Source organism: Acinetobacter sp. LipI_15 (assembly GCF_058242865.1).
Map to the genome: position 1 here is coordinate 2,644,576 of NZ_JBZAYN010000001.1, position 16,143 is coordinate 2,660,718.

Sequence of the window (16,143 nt, forward strand, 5' to 3'; positions counted from 1 at the left end):
TGATGCAAATGACCTTAACTAAACTTGCAAGTGCCTTCATTCTCGGAAGTAGCTTAGTCGGCTGTGCCGCTGTGGTTAAAACGCCGTACGAAGCTCCTGCAACACAAATCCCGACGCAATTTCAAAATGCAAAAGCCATGAGTCAGCAAGTTCATGCAGATACTTATGCTGACCAATGGTGGACATTGTTTAATGATGCTCAATTAAACCAGTTGGTGAATCAAGTTTTAGCGGCCAATACAGACCTTGCTGTAGCAGGTATTAATTTACAGCAAGCTCGACTAAAAGCTGGTTTGGCTGAGAATCAGCAAGGGCCACGCGTGAGTTCAGGTGTTTCGACTGGACATAACTTTAACCTTAACTCAGGTGATGATTCCTCAAAAGGTGTATCACTCAGTGGTGGCGTCAGTTATGAAGTAGATTTATTTGGTCGTTTGGCTAGCCAGACTGAGGCCGCAAAATGGGAAGCTTTAGCAACTGAACAAGACCTGCAAGCCACTGCCCAAAGCTTGATTGCAACAACAGCAAACCTATATTGGCAACTTGGCTATTTAAATGAGCGCTACAGTATTGCGCAGCAAAACTTAGCCAGTACGCAAAAAACCTATGACTTGGTCAAGGTGCAATATAAAGCTGGCGCTGTGTCAGGTTTAGATCTAACGCAAGCGGAACAGTCGGTCCAAAGTCAAAAAGCGACCTTAAGCCAAATTGCCCAACAAAAAGTGGAAACACGTACTGCATTGGCTGTGTTATTGCATCAACCTGTGCAACAACTGAATATTTCAGAGCCGCAGCGCCTACCTCGAATTGCATTACCGACGATTGCAGCGGGTTTACCAGCCGAGTTGTTGTCTCGCCGTCCAGATTTACAAGCGAGCGAATTAAGATTACGTAAAGCTTTGGCAAATAAAGATGCAACGAAAGCGAGTTACTACCCTTCGATTAGTTTGACTGGCAGTTTAGGCTCGAGTAGTACCTCTTTGAGTAATTTATTACAAAACCCTGCTTTGGCTTTGGGTGCAAGTTTAAGCTTGCCTTTCTTGCAATATAACGATATGAAGAAAGACCTTGCGATTAGTGATTTAGATTATGAAAAAGCCATTATTCAATATCGTCAGACCTTGTATCAGGCTTTTGCCGATGTGGAAAATGCACTGTCCAATCGTACTGAGCTCAGTCAGCAAGTTGCTTTGCAAGAACGTAATTTACAGCTTGCAGAAAAGACCGAGCGTTTAACTGAAGTGCGTTATCGCCATGGTGCGATTGCACTGAAAAACTTACTCGATGCACAAGAGACTACGCGTAATGCACGACTTTCTTTGGTTCAGACCAAGCAGAGTCAATACAATGCTTATGTAACTTTGATGCAGGCTTTGGGTGGTAGTCCGGTTCAGCAGTTGCCTTGATTTATATTAAAAAAGCCCTGAGGGGCTTTTTTTACATCTAAAGGGTTTAAATAACAAAAACTCTCTTTTTGAGATATTAAAATTGCTTTATTCTTTGGCAGTATTTTAACAACTCTATAATTTTAAAGAATATGATCAATCGAAATTTAGCCATTATTTTACTATCTACTTTTGCTTTAAGTGCTTGTGCAAAAAGTGCGAATGAGCCACAAACTCCTTCTACTAATCAAAAAAATGTTTCTCCCGAATTACAAGCACAAATTCAAAAATTGCTAGAAAAAACCAAGAAGAACATGATTTTTGTGGAAGGTGGTACTTTTATGATGGGAGATTTTGATCATTATGACAGCAAGATTGATAGCAAACCTGTTCACAAAGTAACTCTAGATAGCTTTAGCATGTCTGCTTATAAAGCCACCTATGCAGATTTAGACATATACAGCGCTGCAACCAATACCCCTAAAGTAGGTTCAACTGAATCCTTATCTTCAAAAGCAAGATATCCTAACTCGTCTGCTGGTGTCTCTTGGCAAGAGGGACGAAATTATTGCCAGTGGTTAGGTATACAGCTAAAACTTGACATAGACCTCCCGACCGAAGCCCAGTGGGAATATGCAGCCCGCAATAAAGGCAAAAAGATTCATTTTCCAACCAATACCGGTAAAATTGAAGATGGAGTAAATGTGTGGAGTTTTGAGCAACGTATACAGTTACGTAAAAAATATAAAGCACCTAAGTCACTTATCTCTGAAGTAGGACAATACCCACCTTCAGCTCTAGGTTTTTATGATTTAACGACAGACAATTACGAATGGATGCTCGACTGGTATGCAGCAGATTACTATCAACACTCCCCAGAAAAAAACCCGCAAGGCCCTAAAGCAGGAACTGAGAAAGTTCTCCGTAGTGCTAAACCTCTAGATGGCCAAACATTGCAGATGGGGGAAGGTTTAACTGTACGGCGTAGCCATGCTCACCCTAACCAACCCGTCGATTTTGACGAAGAGTTTAAAGGGGTAATCAATCCAAATTTTGAAAATTCTGTACGCTGTGTAGTAAACCAAACTAAAAAGATTCTATAGTCTAACGTAGCGTACAGCTCTATCAAACTCATGCTTGATAGAGCTGTATTTCCTGATCTTCAAATGGGGCTAAAATATCTAAATTTGTAGCTAAAATTGCGTCGTTATCTGCATAACCACCCATATAATCCAACTGCTTAAATTGCATATCATCTTGATTTTTTACAATTAAATGATTCAAAGGGTAGCCTTGTATGGGTTTTGCCTGCTTACGGTATTTAAGGTAATCTTTTAACCATTGGTTTTCTCGACCACCTGCATAGTCTCCCCCGGAATTGAGTGCAATAATAATATCTTCAGCAATACTGGCATCTTCACCATAGTTTAAAAAGCGAATAATATCCCCTTCAATTTTTTGCATATTACTTTTGGACTGGGTTTCAGCACGAGGATGCACATGTTGAATGACATTCATCCATTCCTGAGTAGAAATACAGGTTTTAAATATATTAATGATGGCATTTTTCCGTGTTACAAAACGGTTAATTTCTACATCTAAACCACTCATACTAATCGTCATATCAAACAAAGAAGCAGTGCGAGTTGTCCAGTGTGTTACCCCATAGATCAATATCCCCTTGGTTTCAGGTGAAGCAATGACTAAACCTTCTAAACCGCCGGGTGAGTTGATATTCATAGCGGCTCTATAACGTTGTTGATCGGAAGATAGACCTTCAATCCAAACATCAAATCTATTAACTAACTTATTAATATCTTGGGTTAAAGGATGATTTGCCCCTATACAATAAGCTAATATTTGCGCTAATGCAGTGAAAGCTAATTTATTAATATATACAAGTTGTTTAAATGACGCTTGTAATAATTGACTTTTTACAAACAGCGCAAAATGCCACATTTGCTTAAAATCAACTTCAAAGTCTAAAGCTCCCTTTGCCCCAATTCCCCAACATACATGCAAAGCCACACGGAATTTAAATTTTCCACCTTCAAGAAATATTTGAAATTTCCCCTCAAACCCACCGCCAATACTTCCACCCACCGTCGGTGCTGCAGAGGCCAAATTAACAAACTTAGCTGGACTCTCTGTCTTATCGTTATACCACTCTATAGAGCCTAAAGCAGTAACACCCATTTGGGCTCCACCAAATGCTTTTACTTCAGCTGTCACTTGATTTTCTGTTGTTTTGTCAAAATCTGTATCAGTAGGCTCTAAAATTCCGCGGGAAGTAGCATTAGTACGCCTCGGTGTCCGTGTCGTAGGATAAACAACTTGAGGCGCACCAACAGTCATTGGCAAATCAACCGATAAATTACCTGCCAATCCAATATTTGCACCAGCAAAACCATGTAAACTACAACCGCGAATAAAGCGAATAGTACCTAGTGCCATATCTCCGACCTCTAAATTCCAACCATTTTCACTTGGATAAAAGCTTCTCCATTCTTTTTGCTTTTCAAATAATACAAATTTTGCAGAGAGATCGCCTTTTGCTCTAATTGAAGTTCCTTTATTAGTCGCATGTATTGAAGCTTCACCTCCATTTCCAGCAACTAAGCGCATCCATTGCGATTCAACACTAACATTGACCCCATTACTATTTTTATATTGTTCTGCAATTTCTCCACCAATCCCACCTATCATGTCGTAGATAACTTTTTCATCATCACCAAATTTCTTTTTATAAATTTCTACGCTTAGTTGCTCTTTTAAATCATCGAAGCTTTTTTTCATATCGAGTAAGTCAATTTCTATATCACCATCTTCTTCATAATTCCTAGATTTAATCGCTGCAGTTTTTATTTTTATTTTTGCTTCACCATTTAGTCGCTTTGACTTTAATTGATCATATTCCTTCGCCGTTAAATATTTTCTTAATAGTTGTTTTTCCCCTGTTTTAGTATCTCCTTTTGTTTCTAAAACCAAAACTTCTCGCAAATCTGCTTTATTTCCAAATTTTTCATTTAATTTTTCTATTGCTTTTTGTTGATTAATATTTAATCTTTTTTCAATTTCTTCAATTTCAGCAGTAGACTTAGCAGTAGAGCTAGATAAATAGTTCATTTTTTCATCTAATTCATATTTTGTACGATGTATATTTTTTATAGAATCTTCTAAGTCACGCGTTATTTTTTCAAATGTATCGAAAGCATCCGGAGGTAATATTAACAATTCATCAGTATGAGGATTGACTACAATTGGTATTTTTTTAGCTTTACCTAAGCCGACAGTAGTATTTTCATTCGGGCTGCTCCCGCCCATTGCTACACCTATACGAATTTGATTAATTTGATTTTTATCAATACAAGTGATCGGGGCAAAAAATTCACTCTCTTTATCTTGATTTCCTATTTTATATTTAACCTGACTACTTTTGGTTGTGAATGCGATTCCTGTTACCCCATTTTTTTCAACACTCTTTGGAAAATTATTTAAAATTGGTTTCTTATTATTTTTCTCAAATACTTGATATTGAATATTAGATATAGGTTTTGACTGTGAATTCATAAACTGAAAAACAGAATACGTCTTCAAGAAAAATACCTTAGCTTTATAAATTTTTTTTGTACATTTCTTTTTATATTCAATATAACTATTGCCTAAATCTTTAAGTGACCGCTCAAATGGTTCAATCAAACCATTACTATTACTTAAGTTTTTATTTTTCAGTATTTCTGCAAATTTTGGATCTATTGGCTTACTACCCGATAATTCAAAAACTGATTTTTGAAAGTTAATTTTTCCAATACCATTGTTTGAAAAAATTCCCTTCGTAGAATTCTCTTTCATTACTTTTATTGTATTTCTTAATTCTTTCTTTCTTAATTCATATTTCTGTTCACTTGGAAATTTAGAGTTTTCAAGTAACTTCTCTTCATCAATGACAATAATATGACTTACATCACTTTTAGAAAATAATGGGATCATCCATTCACTTTTAGCTGAATAAGGACTCTTAAATCCATAAACAAAAAATCTTAGTTGGCAAATACTCTCTACTATTACATTTTTTGTTTGCCCATTTTCATCAGTTACATCCTGTATCTCTTTAACTACTTTGTTATTTTGTAATATTTGTACTTTGTATTTTACTTTAGAGAGCGCACCGCCACCCTGCTTATTAAGCTGAATTTTATTATCAATAACGTAATATTTATCCATTTTCTTATCCAATTTAGTTATTTTGCATAATTTTATATTTTGAAGCGTCTTTATCTGAAATATGCACACCTATTTGCTCAGGACCATCAGTTTCAAATCTTTCGGTTTTACCATTAGCATCAGTCTTACCAATTTTTTGCGTACCATCAGATTTAAAAACTACATATTCAACACCTTGTCCTGGCTTACCAAATTCATCGACAATTTCAAATGTTAAGAAACAAGGTGACGTATTTAATTTAATTGGTGGAACCTCCACCTTTTCCCCTTCCACAAACTTATGCTGCCCCGCTTTCGCCTCAAACTTCCCACTCGTAGTCGGAAACACGCCCGAACCATTCAGTTTGATCTGTGAACCACCCGCAGTTAAGTTTATTTCTTTAGGGCTGGTGATATATACCGTATCTTCGGTTGAAATAACCTGAATGCCCTTACGTGCTATCAGATCCAAGCCATCGCCCTGTGCTTGAATTTCAACTTTCCCTTTCCCTGCAAATGCACGTAAACCCTCTTGAGCAGCAAATAAACTGATTTTTTTACTTGCATGACCTATTAAAGATTTTTGCGTGGAAATATTCATACTCTCTCCCGCAGTGTGGCTCATCAAACTAACTGCTGAAATGTGTACATCTTCATTCGAACTTATCGCAATCGAATTTGGCGCAGCCAACACCATGACTGCCGACTTAAATTCAGCAGCTTTTTGCTGATCATCCTGACTTAACACCTCAATAAAGGCTTGAAGACTCTCCAATACTTCAAGCGGGTCGGTCTGTTGGTTTTTCGCTACATCACTCAGCCCTTTAGCATTATTCAATGCGCTTTCGATTTGAGTATGGGCTTCATGGCTCGCTAAATGTACCCCACCTGCTTGATTCTGCTTATGGGTCGAAAGTAATAAACCTTGTCCAGCTCGTAGCGCCCCCCATTGATCTGTCCGCAGCTCAAAACCTTCACCCCGATCTTCACTTTCTGCTTTATCTTTTGGATGACTGAGCTTACCGAGGTTCAGTTGGCTCGCACCATGACTACTTTGCAGCTGGGTACTAATTTGCCCCGTGGTGTCATCAAAGCGTAATTGACCAAAACCCTCTCCCGCCACTTCTTTGGAACGAATTCCCGCAAGTTTTTTGGTATCTGGTAATTGTCCTTTATTGTCAAATTTAGTGGGACTACGCTGCGCTTCATGAATACGACCCACGACAAAAGGTCGGTCAATATTGCCATCAAAGAAATCAACGACGACTATTTCACCAATTCGAGGTAAGAAGCGTGCGCCATAACCTTCGCCGGCCCACGGGGTCAACACATCAACCCAAGCCGAGTCTGTGTCATTATTATTCGCACCTGCACCGCCATCATGACCATGATCATCGGAACGGGTAAACAGAAAACGAACTTTTATCCGCCCCCATTCATCAACATGGATTTCTTCACCGGCAGGCCCCACAACTTTGGCACGTTGGGGATGTGTTACTGGTCGATGTGTAAGTGGATTAAATTCAGGGACGGTCGTTATATTTCGACGTTGTAAAGCCAAGGTATTGGCTTGGCGTTCATCCGCATCGCTTTGTTTGACTTGCCACTGACTTTGATGGATCAGTTGTGTAACTTGATCGGTTAAGTCTTTGGGTAAATTATTTTGATTATAAAAAGACTTAGATAAAATCAAAAACTCTTGATCTGCACCACGATGCTGGTCAATCTCTGGATGCTCATCCAATTTGAACCAATAACCAACTTGTGTATCACGCACGGTACTTTTAGCAATAAATTGTTTGGCTTGAGCCGCATAATAATCACTAAAATTTTGATTGAGACGTTCAACTTGAGCACTATTAGAGGCAGTTGCAGCATCTTCACCATTCAGATCTTGCATCCATGCAGGGCTCACATGCCATGCCTGCTCTAAGCTTAAGCTCGCATTATCTTGATTTTGACTATGTAGGTGCTTGCTTTGTACTGCACCCCCCCCCTCGTCCTGTTCAAGCACATCCGCCTGCCACCGCTGCACATGTACCGACGTCGGTTGCAAACTGCGTTGCCCAATAAAACTGGTCATGCTGTCTTGCTTTTCTGTAGCGCTGCTGCGATGAAAACGGATATTGCGACGATCTAGAGGCTGATATTGACTATTTTCATCAATTAAACGCAGCTTTTGGGCTTGGAGTGGCGCTGAAGAGGAAGAGACAAAATGCTGCGCTTCATCAACCAACCAATGAATGCCTTCACTGCGTAGTAAGCGAGTAATAAAATCATAGTCGGTTTCATTACTTTGCATCATGAATGGTCGAACGTCATACTCTTTTTTTAAGCCACTTAAGTCCAAACTTAAGCTCGCTGCAAAAAGTGGGCTCTTTTTTTGCCATTCCTTAAAAATAATCTCGACCACATCTTTGACCGATTTATTCATAAACACACGGCTATTACGACGCTTATGCCACAATGCCGTTGCATCTTCTAAGGTCAACTTATATAGCGTTAATGCACCATCACTTTGGCCTTGAAATGCTTCTGTAATGATCCCGGTAATACGAAAAAGTTGACCCGCATCGGTTACCTGATCGATTGCGACTTGTGTACCAATAAATTGTTTGAGTTCTAAGGTGGCAGAAGTTGAGAGACAGATGAGCTGAACATTCAAACCTTCACTTAAGGCATGTTCCCCATCAATACGTTGCAAGAATACTTGTTCATTCAGCGTGGTATTGGAAAATTGAATATGCAAGGCACGTTTTTGTGGACTAATGCCCAATTTCTCAAGTGCAGAATAAATATTGTTCAGCATCGTTATTATCTAAAATCAGATTTTTATAAAATATGCGGGGTATTTAATCAAAAAAACTCATATTTTTCTAGGCATAAACTGCCTGCTTTGTTGGGTTTTATGTAAGTAAAAATTCAAATTTCCACATTAATTCTTTATGTTATTTTTACTCTATTTATTTCTGCATTAAAAAAATATAGAGACCATCAAACTAAACTTCAGGTCTCTTCATACCACCTTACTGCTTTGCATCGCGATTAATTGGTATTTAAAAATGCGTGAATATTCTCCAATTGTTCTTGTGCTTCAACATAGCCTTGCAAGGCCGCTTTTTCCAAATATTGCTGTGCAATTTTAAGATCACGCTCTACGCCCATGCCATGAATATATAAATAGCCCAATCGCGTTAACGCCGCAGCACTCATCCCCTGAGCCGCTTGTGCATAATAGCTATGCGCTTGGGTTAAATCTTGCTGTACACCTAAACCATGTTCTGACATTTCACCAAGTTGGTACAAGGCAGTCACATTTCCTAATCCCGCCGCTTGCGAGAAATACTGCAACGCTTGTTGGAAATCTTGTGTTCCCCATTGTCCTTTTAAATTAACTAGACCTAGTTGCGTAAGTGCATCAGGATGACCTAATTTTGCCGCTTTCAACAATGCTCGCTGGCTTTGAGCATCATCAAATTGTAGATCAGGCAAGATATTGTCCACGGCTAAACGATAGAGATACCAAGCAGCATCCTGCGAACCTTGTTCTGCAGCTTTTTCCAGATAACTCAAACACTGATCACGATGTGGTAAAGGATATTCTGGCAATGCATAAAACCGTCCAATCACATAGTTTTGATCCGCGACACAAGTAATGGACATATTATTTAAATGCCTAGCAGCTTCAATTAAAAGTTGCTGCGCTTGCTTGATATTTCGCTCAACACCGACCCCGTGTAGATAGCATAGTGCTAAACCGACTTGGTTAATGAATAATGGTTTGAATTGATACGCTGTTTGATATAACTCAAATGCTTTTTGCGGATCATCACGAACCAAATACTTTTCAAAATACAGTGCGGCAATAAGACTAATCGCTTCAGCATCTTTAAGTTGAGCAGCTTCGGTCAGAAAGCGAAAACCTAAAGTTTCCTGCTTCTCCAAGTACCAACCATGAAAATGTGCAATACCTAATAATCGGCTGGCTGCAGCAACTTTGTGCTCTTTGGCCTGCTGCAAAAGATCATGATAAACCCGCTGACGCTGATCGACATCGATTTTACCCATCAATACTGCTTGATAATATTCATACAACTGCTGCTGGTGCCCGAGTAGCAATCCTCGCTTTAAATATTGCAATGACTTTTCATCATTTTGCGCAAGATACTTTCCTTGAGCATAGAACTGCTGCAATTGCTGAATAGCCGCCATATGATCTTGTTGGGCAGCTTTCAGTAAATATTCCAATCCCAGAGCAATATTTGGCGTGGCTTGTTTTATATAGAACTGTGCCAATTGATACTGTGAATTGGCATGTCCATTGTCCGCATTTTTTTGTAACAAATCTAAATGTTGTTGCTCGGCATGTGTCTGATCTTCTGGGTTTAGTTCGGCGAGTCGATATTGCGCATCCAAATGACCGCGTGAAATCGCATGTCGATACCAATACTGCGCTTTTTCAAGATTGGGTACACCGCCATAGATACCTTCTTCAACTTGCCCCAACACATATGCAGCATCATCACTGCCTAAACTATTGGCTTTTTCCAATAAAGCCAGCGCATTTTCCACACTGACTTCTCGGCCTAAACCTTGTAAATGCATCTGTCCCATAGCGACATAGGCCTGCGGAATTTCATGCTGTTTGGCCAAATTTTGATACAACTCATACGCCCGCGTAAAGTCGGTTGGTGCATCAAGCATTAAACGTTCTGCGAATTTCAGCTGCGCATCTAATTGGTCTATCCACAAGTCATGCCCAACCGCTTTAGCCTGATCGCGTTTCACTGGATCGGGTCTTTTCCACATCCAAAACGCAAGTGCTCCCATCCCCAACATTAGTATCAGTAAAAACCACATACTCGCCCCAAAAAAATCAATATTTTAATTATTCCAACATTGTGTCTGATTTTAATTCTATATACAAAAAAAGCACCGAATTCGGTGCTTTATTTTTTTCAAAATGAGATAGCTGTCATGCTTTTGCTCGTTTTGCATCAAGTTTTTTGAGCACCTCTGACACAGCCACCATCGCAAAGCTGGACGTCACGACTACTGCTGAACCATATCCACCACAACGTAAGCCCGCACTTGGACAAACATCAGCACTGGAAAATGGATTATCAATCGAATAAACACAGGTAATCCCAAACTTTTCTTTCGGCTTTTTACAAATGCCTTTGCCGCGTAATTGTGTCCGCAATTTGGCTAACATCGGGTCTTGCTCTGTTCTTGATAAATCTGCGACACGGATTTTCAGCGGATCAAGTTTACCCCCTGCTCCACCCGAAACGATCAACGGAATTTTATTAAAACGGCAATGTAGCATTAAGGCAAATTTGGCCTTCACATCATCAATGCAATCTAAAATCAAGTCAGGATCACCTGCCAAAATTTCTTTGACATTTTCAGGTGTGAGATAATCATCAATCAAATTTATTTTGATTCGGGGATTAATCGCACGGCAGCGCTCTGCCATCACTTCAATTTTTTCATGTCCCAGTGTCGTGCTCATGGCAGGCAATTGTCGATTAATATTCGATGCAGCAACTACATCCATATCGACCAAGGTCAGCTCACCAATACCAGTACGCGCTAAAGCTTCGACCGCCCATGAGCCTACACCACCAATCCCAATCACCATGACATGACTTTTTTCATAATGATGAAAACTTTCATCACTATATATTTTGGCTACGCCAGCAAAACGGCGGTCATATTCATCATCTTGGAGCAGTTCAGTCATAGGTTAGAAGGCTGTGTTAAATCAGCCGCCATTTTAGCAAATTCGCTACTTATTTTCTTTGATAAAACGCAATTCAGCAGACAGCACAACAGAGCGGCATTCGCATCAGGTCTAAATCCATCAAAATAAACATTTACAGCGAACGGAGATCTGCTTTAAAAATATAACCATAGATCAAAAAATCAAGTGTGTATTGCCATGAACATCCATCCTCTGCCAAATAATTTAAAAATTACCGATGACAAAAATGAAATGGATTTAGACACCGTGCATCGCTTTTTAAGCCATACCTATTGGTCAAAAGATATTCCAAAACATGTGGTGAAAAAAGCGATTGAAAACTCTTTGGCCGTGGCCTTACTTCTCGATGATGAACTCATCGGTTTTGGTCGTGCCATTACGGATTATGCAACTTTTGCTTATTTAGCCGATATTTATGTCGCCGATGAGCATCGAGGCAAAGGCTATTCAAAATTAATTGTGAGTACTTTATTTGAAAAATGTGGCGCCCCAGATCTAAGACGCATGTTACTTGCAACGGCAGATGCACATGGTTTATATCGTCAATTTGGCTTTACCGATTTGGCTCAGCCTGCAAATTTTCTCGAGATTCATCAAGCCAACATCTATCAAAGATAGAGAAAATATCTCAGATAAAAAAAAGAGGCTTTCGCCTCTTTTTCGATCTCACAACCTTAGTCTTTATTCATAATAAAGAAATATTCACGGTAGTATTTAAGCTCTGCAATGGAGTCACGGATATCATCCATTGCTAAATGCGAGGCATTTTTCTTCAAGCCCCCCATGATCTCTGGGCGCCAGCGTTTCGCCAATTCTTTCACTGATGATACATCGAGATTACGGTAGTGGAAGTATTGTTCCATTTCAGGCATTAAACGATGCAAGAAACGACGATCTTGGCAAATTGAGTTACCGCACATCGGTGATGATTTTGGATTTACCCATTTTTTCAAAAATTCTAAAGTTTGCTGTTCAGCATCTTGTGCTGTCAATTTACTACGACGTACACGTTCGATCAGACCTGATTGACCATGTTGGCGAGTATTCCATTCATCCATCGCATTGAGCACACGGTCAGACTGATGTACCGCAAGCACAGGCCCTTCCGCCAGAATATTTAAATTATCATCCGTCACAATTGTTGCAACTTCAATAATCTGGTCGTTATCTGTATCTAGACCTGTCATTTCAAGGTCAATCCAAATCAGGCGTGTATCAGGTGTGCTGCTCATAAATGTGCAATCTTATTAGGCTGTAAAAATGAACATAGTAGCAAATTTATTGGGCTTGCGCTGTAAATAGACCCTGCTTTCATGCTATTTTTGCCATCTAGTTTTCATGGTTTTTTAGGATATGAATGGCTTTAATTCGTAAGCGCCGACTGACTGAACAGCAGCAACGTCGCATTCAGAAGCAACATAAATCTCGTCAGGAAGAAATCGATACTTCTGCAGATTTGGAAGGCTTGGTCGTCCAACATTATGGTCGTCAACTTGAAGTTCAAGCGCTGTCTACACCCGACCAACATCCTGAAAAACCCATTGTGCAAGCTGGTGAACCTGAACCCCATTGGAAACCCATCGAATTAGGCAGTGTTTGGCGCTGCCATACCCGTACCAATCTCGAATTATTGGTGACGGGTGACCGTGTCAAATGGCAAGCCGACCCGATCACAGGTTTAGGGATTATTACCGCGATTCATCCACGCCAATCTTTACTGACACGCCCTGACCGTTATCACAAAGTGAAACCTGTCGCAGCCAATGTCAGCCTGATTGTGATTGTATTTGCACCGCTTCCTGAGCCAGCACCAGGCCTGATTGACCGCTATTTAGTGGCCTGTGCAGATGCCGATATTCCAGCATTATTGGTCTTAAATAAATCAGACTTACTTAAAGACAACGATCCGATCTTAACGCTATTACAAGAATATCGTGACTTGGGCTATGAGGTCATGCAAACTCAATCTGATGGTGACTTAAGCACACTTTCTGCTCGACTTTCTGGTGAAACTGTCGCATTTGTAGGTCAGTCTGGGGTTGGTAAGAGCACTTTAATTAATGCCATTGTTCCGGATGCTGCGCAAAAAACCAATATTATTTCGGAAAACTCCGCGCTCGGTCAGCACACCACCACCTCTACGCGCTTAATTGCGTTTGGTGAAGGTTCTGCATTGATTGATTCACCAGGAATCCGTGAATTTGGTTTATGGCACCTAGAATTGGAAAAAGTTCAACAAGGTTTCCCTGAGATCGAGTCACATTTGGGCTATTGCCAGTTCCGTAACTGTACGCATAAACATGAAAAGCAATGTGCGCTTAGAATGGCGGCTCAAAATGGCGAAATTTTACCGCGCCGATTAGACAGTTATTTACGTCTGATCGACGAAATCACGGAAGCGCAGCAAAAAAATTAATTTTTATTCTGTTCATGCCCTTGAAGGGGTGATTTTGATCACCATATTTATGGGCTATACTCTTGGCAATTTAAAATTGTAGTTAGGTGAATTGTGGAACGTTGGTTCGAATTTATGGGGAATCACCCCTTCTTATTTGGAACGCTGGCTGTATTGGTCGTGCTGTTCTTTATTCTTGAAGGCCAGCGTAATGGTCGCAAAATTTCACCTCAATCTTTAGGGATTTTAGTTAAAGCTAAAAATGCTCAATTGATTGACTTACGTGATGCGAAAGACTTCCGCGAAGGTCATATTAGCGGTAGCCGTAATATTCCATATAGCCAAATTACAAAACACATTGAAGAGTTAAAAACTTCTGATCGCCCGTTGGTTTTTGTATGTAACCTTGGTCAAGTGGCAGGTTCTGCATTGCAACAAGTCGGTCATGCAGATGCATACCGTTTAGACGGCGGCATTAGCAACTGGAAAGCTCAAGGCTTACCTCTAGTTAAAAGCAAATAAGCGCTTCTTAGGAGATTAACATGGCTGAAGTTACGATTTATTCAACAACTGTATGTCCTTACTGCATTCGTGCAAAACAGCTCCTAGAGCGTAAAGGCGTGGCTTATAAAGAAATTAATTTATCCAATGAAGCGCCTGAAGTACGTGTTGAATTGATGCAACGCACCAACCACCGTACCGTTCCTCAAATTTTTATTAATGATCAGTTTATTGGCGGTTTTGACCAACTTTATGCTTTAGAGCGTGAAGGCAAACTCGACGGCATGCTATCTTAATTTTAAACATAAATCGTCACCTCATATTAAGGAATAAACAATGAGTGAAGAACAACAAGCTCAACCACAATTGGCATTAGAGCGTATTTATACTAAAGATATTTCTTTCGAAGTACCTGGGGCTCAAGTATTTACTAAAGAATGGCAGCCTGAACTAAATATCAACCTTTCTTCTTCTGCAGAAAAAGTTGATCCAACACACTTCGAAGTTTCACTGAAAGTTGTCGTTCAAGCGAACAATGCGGGTGACACTGCATTTATCGTTGACGTTACTCAAGCAGGTATCTTCCTGATCGATAGCGTTGAAGAAGAACGTCTTCCGTACATTCTTGGTGCTTACTGCCCAAATATCTTGTTCCCATTCCTACGTGAAGCAGTGAACGATATGGTTACTAAAGGCAGCTTCCCACAATTATTGCTTACACCAATTAACTTCGATGCTGAATTCGAAGCGAATTTGCAACGTGCGCAAACTGCTGCTGAAGGCCAAGCTTAATTACTTGATCTCAGATATAAAAAAGACCGCTTTTAGCGGTCTTTTTTATTGCTTTATTTATCCCCTCTCCTTCTAGGAGATGAGAAACACTATTTCGCAAGGGGAGAGGTTTTTATTCCCTCACCCTAGCCCTCTCCCAAAGGGAGAGGGAACTTAAAGAGAATTATTCAGCATCTGCCATCAGATCAGCGCTCATACCTACAGTATTAAAGCCAGCATCAACATACAGAATTTCACCTGTAATACCATTTGCCCAAGGCGAGCAAAGGAACAATGCTGCATTACCGACATCTTCAATGGTGACATTGCGTTTAAGCGGTGCGACTTTTTCATTTAGGTCTAACATTTTACGGAAAGATTTAATCCCTGAAGCCGCTAAGGTACGAATCGGACCTGCTGAAATCGCATTAACACGAATACCTTCAGCACCAAGACTTGTTGCCAAATAACGTACGCCTGCTTCTAGTGACGCTTTTGCCATACCCATAACGTTATAGTTTGGCATTACGCGTTCAGAACCTTGGTAAGTCAGCGTCAATAAGCAACCTTGACGTGCAGCCAATAAAGGTTTTGCCGCACGAGCCATCGCAATAAAGCTATATGCGCTGATGTCGTGAGCAATTTTAAAACCTTCACGGTCGGTAATATCAGTGAAATCGCCATCTAAAGTATGTGCCGGTGCAAAACCAATTGAATGCACAACACCGTCTAGACCATCCCAATGTTTAGCAAGTTCAGCAAAAGCGGTATCAATTTCAGCGTCCACTGCGACATCACATGGGAAAACTAAAGTTGAACCAAATTGTTCAGCAAAATCATCTACACGTTTTTTTAATTTTTCGTTTGGATAAGTAAAAGCCAGTTCTGCACCTTCGCGATGTAAAGCTTGCGCAATACCAAATGCGATTGATAACTTACTTGCAATACCCGCGATTAAAAAGCGTTTGCCAGCCAATAGTCCTTGTGCCATGTGAAACTCACTCAAAATAATTTAACAGCATAATGCCAAGTCTAAAGCATTTTAGAAATTGCATAATGCGCCTTTTTTTAGAAAACCATCATTGCATGCACGATGCGAATGAAACTAGATTCAATCAAGC

13 protein-coding genes are annotated in these 16,143 nt (G+C 40.1%); 7 read left to right on the forward strand and 6 right to left on the reverse strand.

Going from position 1 to position 16,143, the window contains the following annotated elements; translation table 11 throughout:
• Positions 1-2: 2 nt before the first annotated feature.
• Both AC4CU0_RS12525 and AC4CU0_RS12530 read left to right on the forward strand, forming a co-directional pair.
• Positions 3-1,406 carry an efflux transporter outer membrane subunit gene (locus AC4CU0_RS12525; protein WP_490743509.1) on the forward strand — a complete coding sequence of 468 codons (1,404 nt, stop codon included), beginning with the start codon at positions 3-5 and terminating at the stop codon, positions 1,404-1,406.
• A 131-nt stretch (positions 1,407-1,537) separates the two neighbouring features.
• Positions 1,538-2,488, forward strand: coding sequence for a formylglycine-generating enzyme family protein (locus AC4CU0_RS12530; protein ID WP_490743241.1), 951 nt, complete (start codon positions 1,538-1,540; stop codon positions 2,486-2,488).
• Between the two features lie 28 nt (positions 2,489-2,516).
• On the opposite strand, the gene AC4CU0_RS12535 is transcribed toward AC4CU0_RS12530, so the two are convergent.
• From AC4CU0_RS12535 to AC4CU0_RS12550, 4 genes are all read right to left on the reverse strand, one after another.
• Positions 2,517-5,609: a hypothetical protein gene (locus AC4CU0_RS12535; protein WP_490743242.1), complete on the reverse strand. Its 3,093-nt coding sequence runs from the start codon at positions 5,607-5,609 to the stop codon at positions 2,517-2,519.
• A 13-nt stretch (positions 5,610-5,622) separates the two neighbouring features.
• On the reverse strand, positions 5,623-8,397 hold the full coding sequence (locus tag AC4CU0_RS12540; protein ID WP_490743243.1) for a type VI secretion system Vgr family protein: 2,775 nt from the start codon (positions 8,395-8,397) through the stop codon (positions 5,623-5,625).
• A 236-nt stretch (positions 8,398-8,633) separates the two neighbouring features.
• A complete protein-coding gene (locus AC4CU0_RS12545; protein ID WP_490743244.1) occupies positions 8,634-10,448 on the reverse strand; it encodes a tetratricopeptide repeat protein in 1,815 nt (604 codons plus the stop codon).
• 115 nt (positions 10,449-10,563) lie between these two features.
• Positions 10,564-11,334, reverse strand: coding sequence for a tRNA threonylcarbamoyladenosine dehydratase (locus AC4CU0_RS12550; RefSeq protein ID WP_180190037.1), 771 nt, complete (start codon positions 11,332-11,334; stop codon positions 10,564-10,566).
• Between the two features lie 198 nt (positions 11,335-11,532).
• On the opposite strand from AC4CU0_RS12550, the gene AC4CU0_RS12555 reads away from it, so the two are divergent.
• Positions 11,533-11,973 (forward strand): GNAT family N-acetyltransferase, encoded by a 441-nt coding sequence (locus tag AC4CU0_RS12555; protein WP_490743245.1) that lies wholly within the window; start codon positions 11,533-11,535, stop codon positions 11,971-11,973.
• 56 nt (positions 11,974-12,029) lie between these two features.
• Here AC4CU0_RS12555 and orn read toward each other — a convergent pair whose 3' ends face one another.
• Positions 12,030-12,587 (reverse strand): oligoribonuclease, encoded by a 558-nt coding sequence (gene orn / locus AC4CU0_RS12560; protein ID WP_067763591.1) that lies wholly within the window; start codon positions 12,585-12,587, stop codon positions 12,030-12,032.
• Between the two features lie 125 nt (positions 12,588-12,712).
• Here orn and rsgA point away from each other — a divergent pair, with 125 nt between their 5' ends.
• The 4 genes from rsgA to secB all read left to right on the forward strand — a co-directional run bounded on the left by rsgA (position 12,713) and on the right by secB (position 15,043).
• Positions 12,713-13,771 carry a ribosome small subunit-dependent GTPase A gene (gene rsgA / locus AC4CU0_RS12565; RefSeq protein WP_078192688.1) on the forward strand — a complete coding sequence of 353 codons (1,059 nt, stop codon included), beginning with the start codon at positions 12,713-12,715 and terminating at the stop codon, positions 13,769-13,771.
• Positions 13,772-13,864: 93 nt separating this feature from the next.
• Positions 13,865-14,272 (forward strand): rhodanese-like domain-containing protein, encoded by a 408-nt coding sequence (locus AC4CU0_RS12570; protein ID WP_078189639.1) that lies wholly within the window; start codon positions 13,865-13,867, stop codon positions 14,270-14,272.
• A gap of 20 nt (positions 14,273-14,292) precedes the next feature.
• Positions 14,293-14,547 carry a glutaredoxin 3 gene (gene grxC / locus AC4CU0_RS12575; protein WP_078189640.1) on the forward strand — a complete coding sequence of 85 codons (255 nt, stop codon included), beginning with the start codon at positions 14,293-14,295 and terminating at the stop codon, positions 14,545-14,547.
• 40 nt (positions 14,548-14,587) lie between these two features.
• Positions 14,588-15,043: a protein-export chaperone SecB gene (gene secB / locus AC4CU0_RS12580; RefSeq protein WP_078189641.1), complete on the forward strand. Its 456-nt coding sequence runs from the start codon at positions 14,588-14,590 to the stop codon at positions 15,041-15,043.
• Between the two features lie 163 nt (positions 15,044-15,206).
• Here the strand turns inward: secB and AC4CU0_RS12585 are convergent, their stop codons facing one another.
• Positions 15,207-16,013 (reverse strand): enoyl-ACP reductase FabI, encoded by an 807-nt coding sequence (locus AC4CU0_RS12585; protein WP_078189642.1) that lies wholly within the window; start codon positions 16,011-16,013, stop codon positions 15,207-15,209.
• Positions 16,014-16,143: the final 130 nt, after the last annotated feature.

What these genes read in the sequence shown, in the direction of transcription:
- AC4CU0_RS12525 (WP_490743509.1), top strand. Translation starts at nt 3, where the DNA reads ATGCAAATGACCTTAACTAAACTTGCAAGTGCCTTCATTCTCGGAAGT.
- AC4CU0_RS12530 (WP_490743241.1), top strand. Translation starts at nt 1,538, where the DNA reads ATGATCAATCGAAATTTAGCCATTATTTTACTATCTACTTTTGCTTTA.
- AC4CU0_RS12535 (WP_490743242.1), bottom strand. Translation starts at nt 5,609, where the DNA reads ATGGATAAATATTACGTTATTGATAATAAAATTCAGCTTAATAAGCAG.
- AC4CU0_RS12540 (WP_490743243.1), bottom strand. Translation starts at nt 8,397, where the DNA reads ATGCTGAACAATATTTATTCTGCACTTGAGAAATTGGGCATTAGTCCA.
- AC4CU0_RS12545 (WP_490743244.1), bottom strand. Translation starts at nt 10,448, where the DNA reads ATGTGGTTTTTACTGATACTAATGTTGGGGATGGGAGCACTTGCGTTT.
- AC4CU0_RS12550 (WP_180190037.1), bottom strand. Translation starts at nt 11,334, where the DNA reads ATGACTGAACTGCTCCAAGATGATGAATATGACCGCCGTTTTGCTGGC.
- AC4CU0_RS12555 (WP_490743245.1), top strand. Translation starts at nt 11,533, where the DNA reads ATGAACATCCATCCTCTGCCAAATAATTTAAAAATTACCGATGACAAA.
- orn (WP_067763591.1), bottom strand. Translation starts at nt 12,587, where the DNA reads ATGAGCAGCACACCTGATACACGCCTGATTTGGATTGACCTTGAAATG.
- rsgA (WP_078192688.1), top strand. Translation starts at nt 12,713, where the DNA reads ATGGCTTTAATTCGTAAGCGCCGACTGACTGAACAGCAGCAACGTCGC.
- grxC (WP_078189640.1), top strand. Translation starts at nt 14,293, where the DNA reads ATGGCTGAAGTTACGATTTATTCAACAACTGTATGTCCTTACTGCATT.
- secB (WP_078189641.1), top strand. Translation starts at nt 14,588, where the DNA reads ATGAGTGAAGAACAACAAGCTCAACCACAATTGGCATTAGAGCGTATT.
- AC4CU0_RS12585 (WP_078189642.1), bottom strand. Translation starts at nt 16,013, where the DNA reads ATGGCACAAGGACTATTGGCTGGCAAACGCTTTTTAATCGCGGGTATT.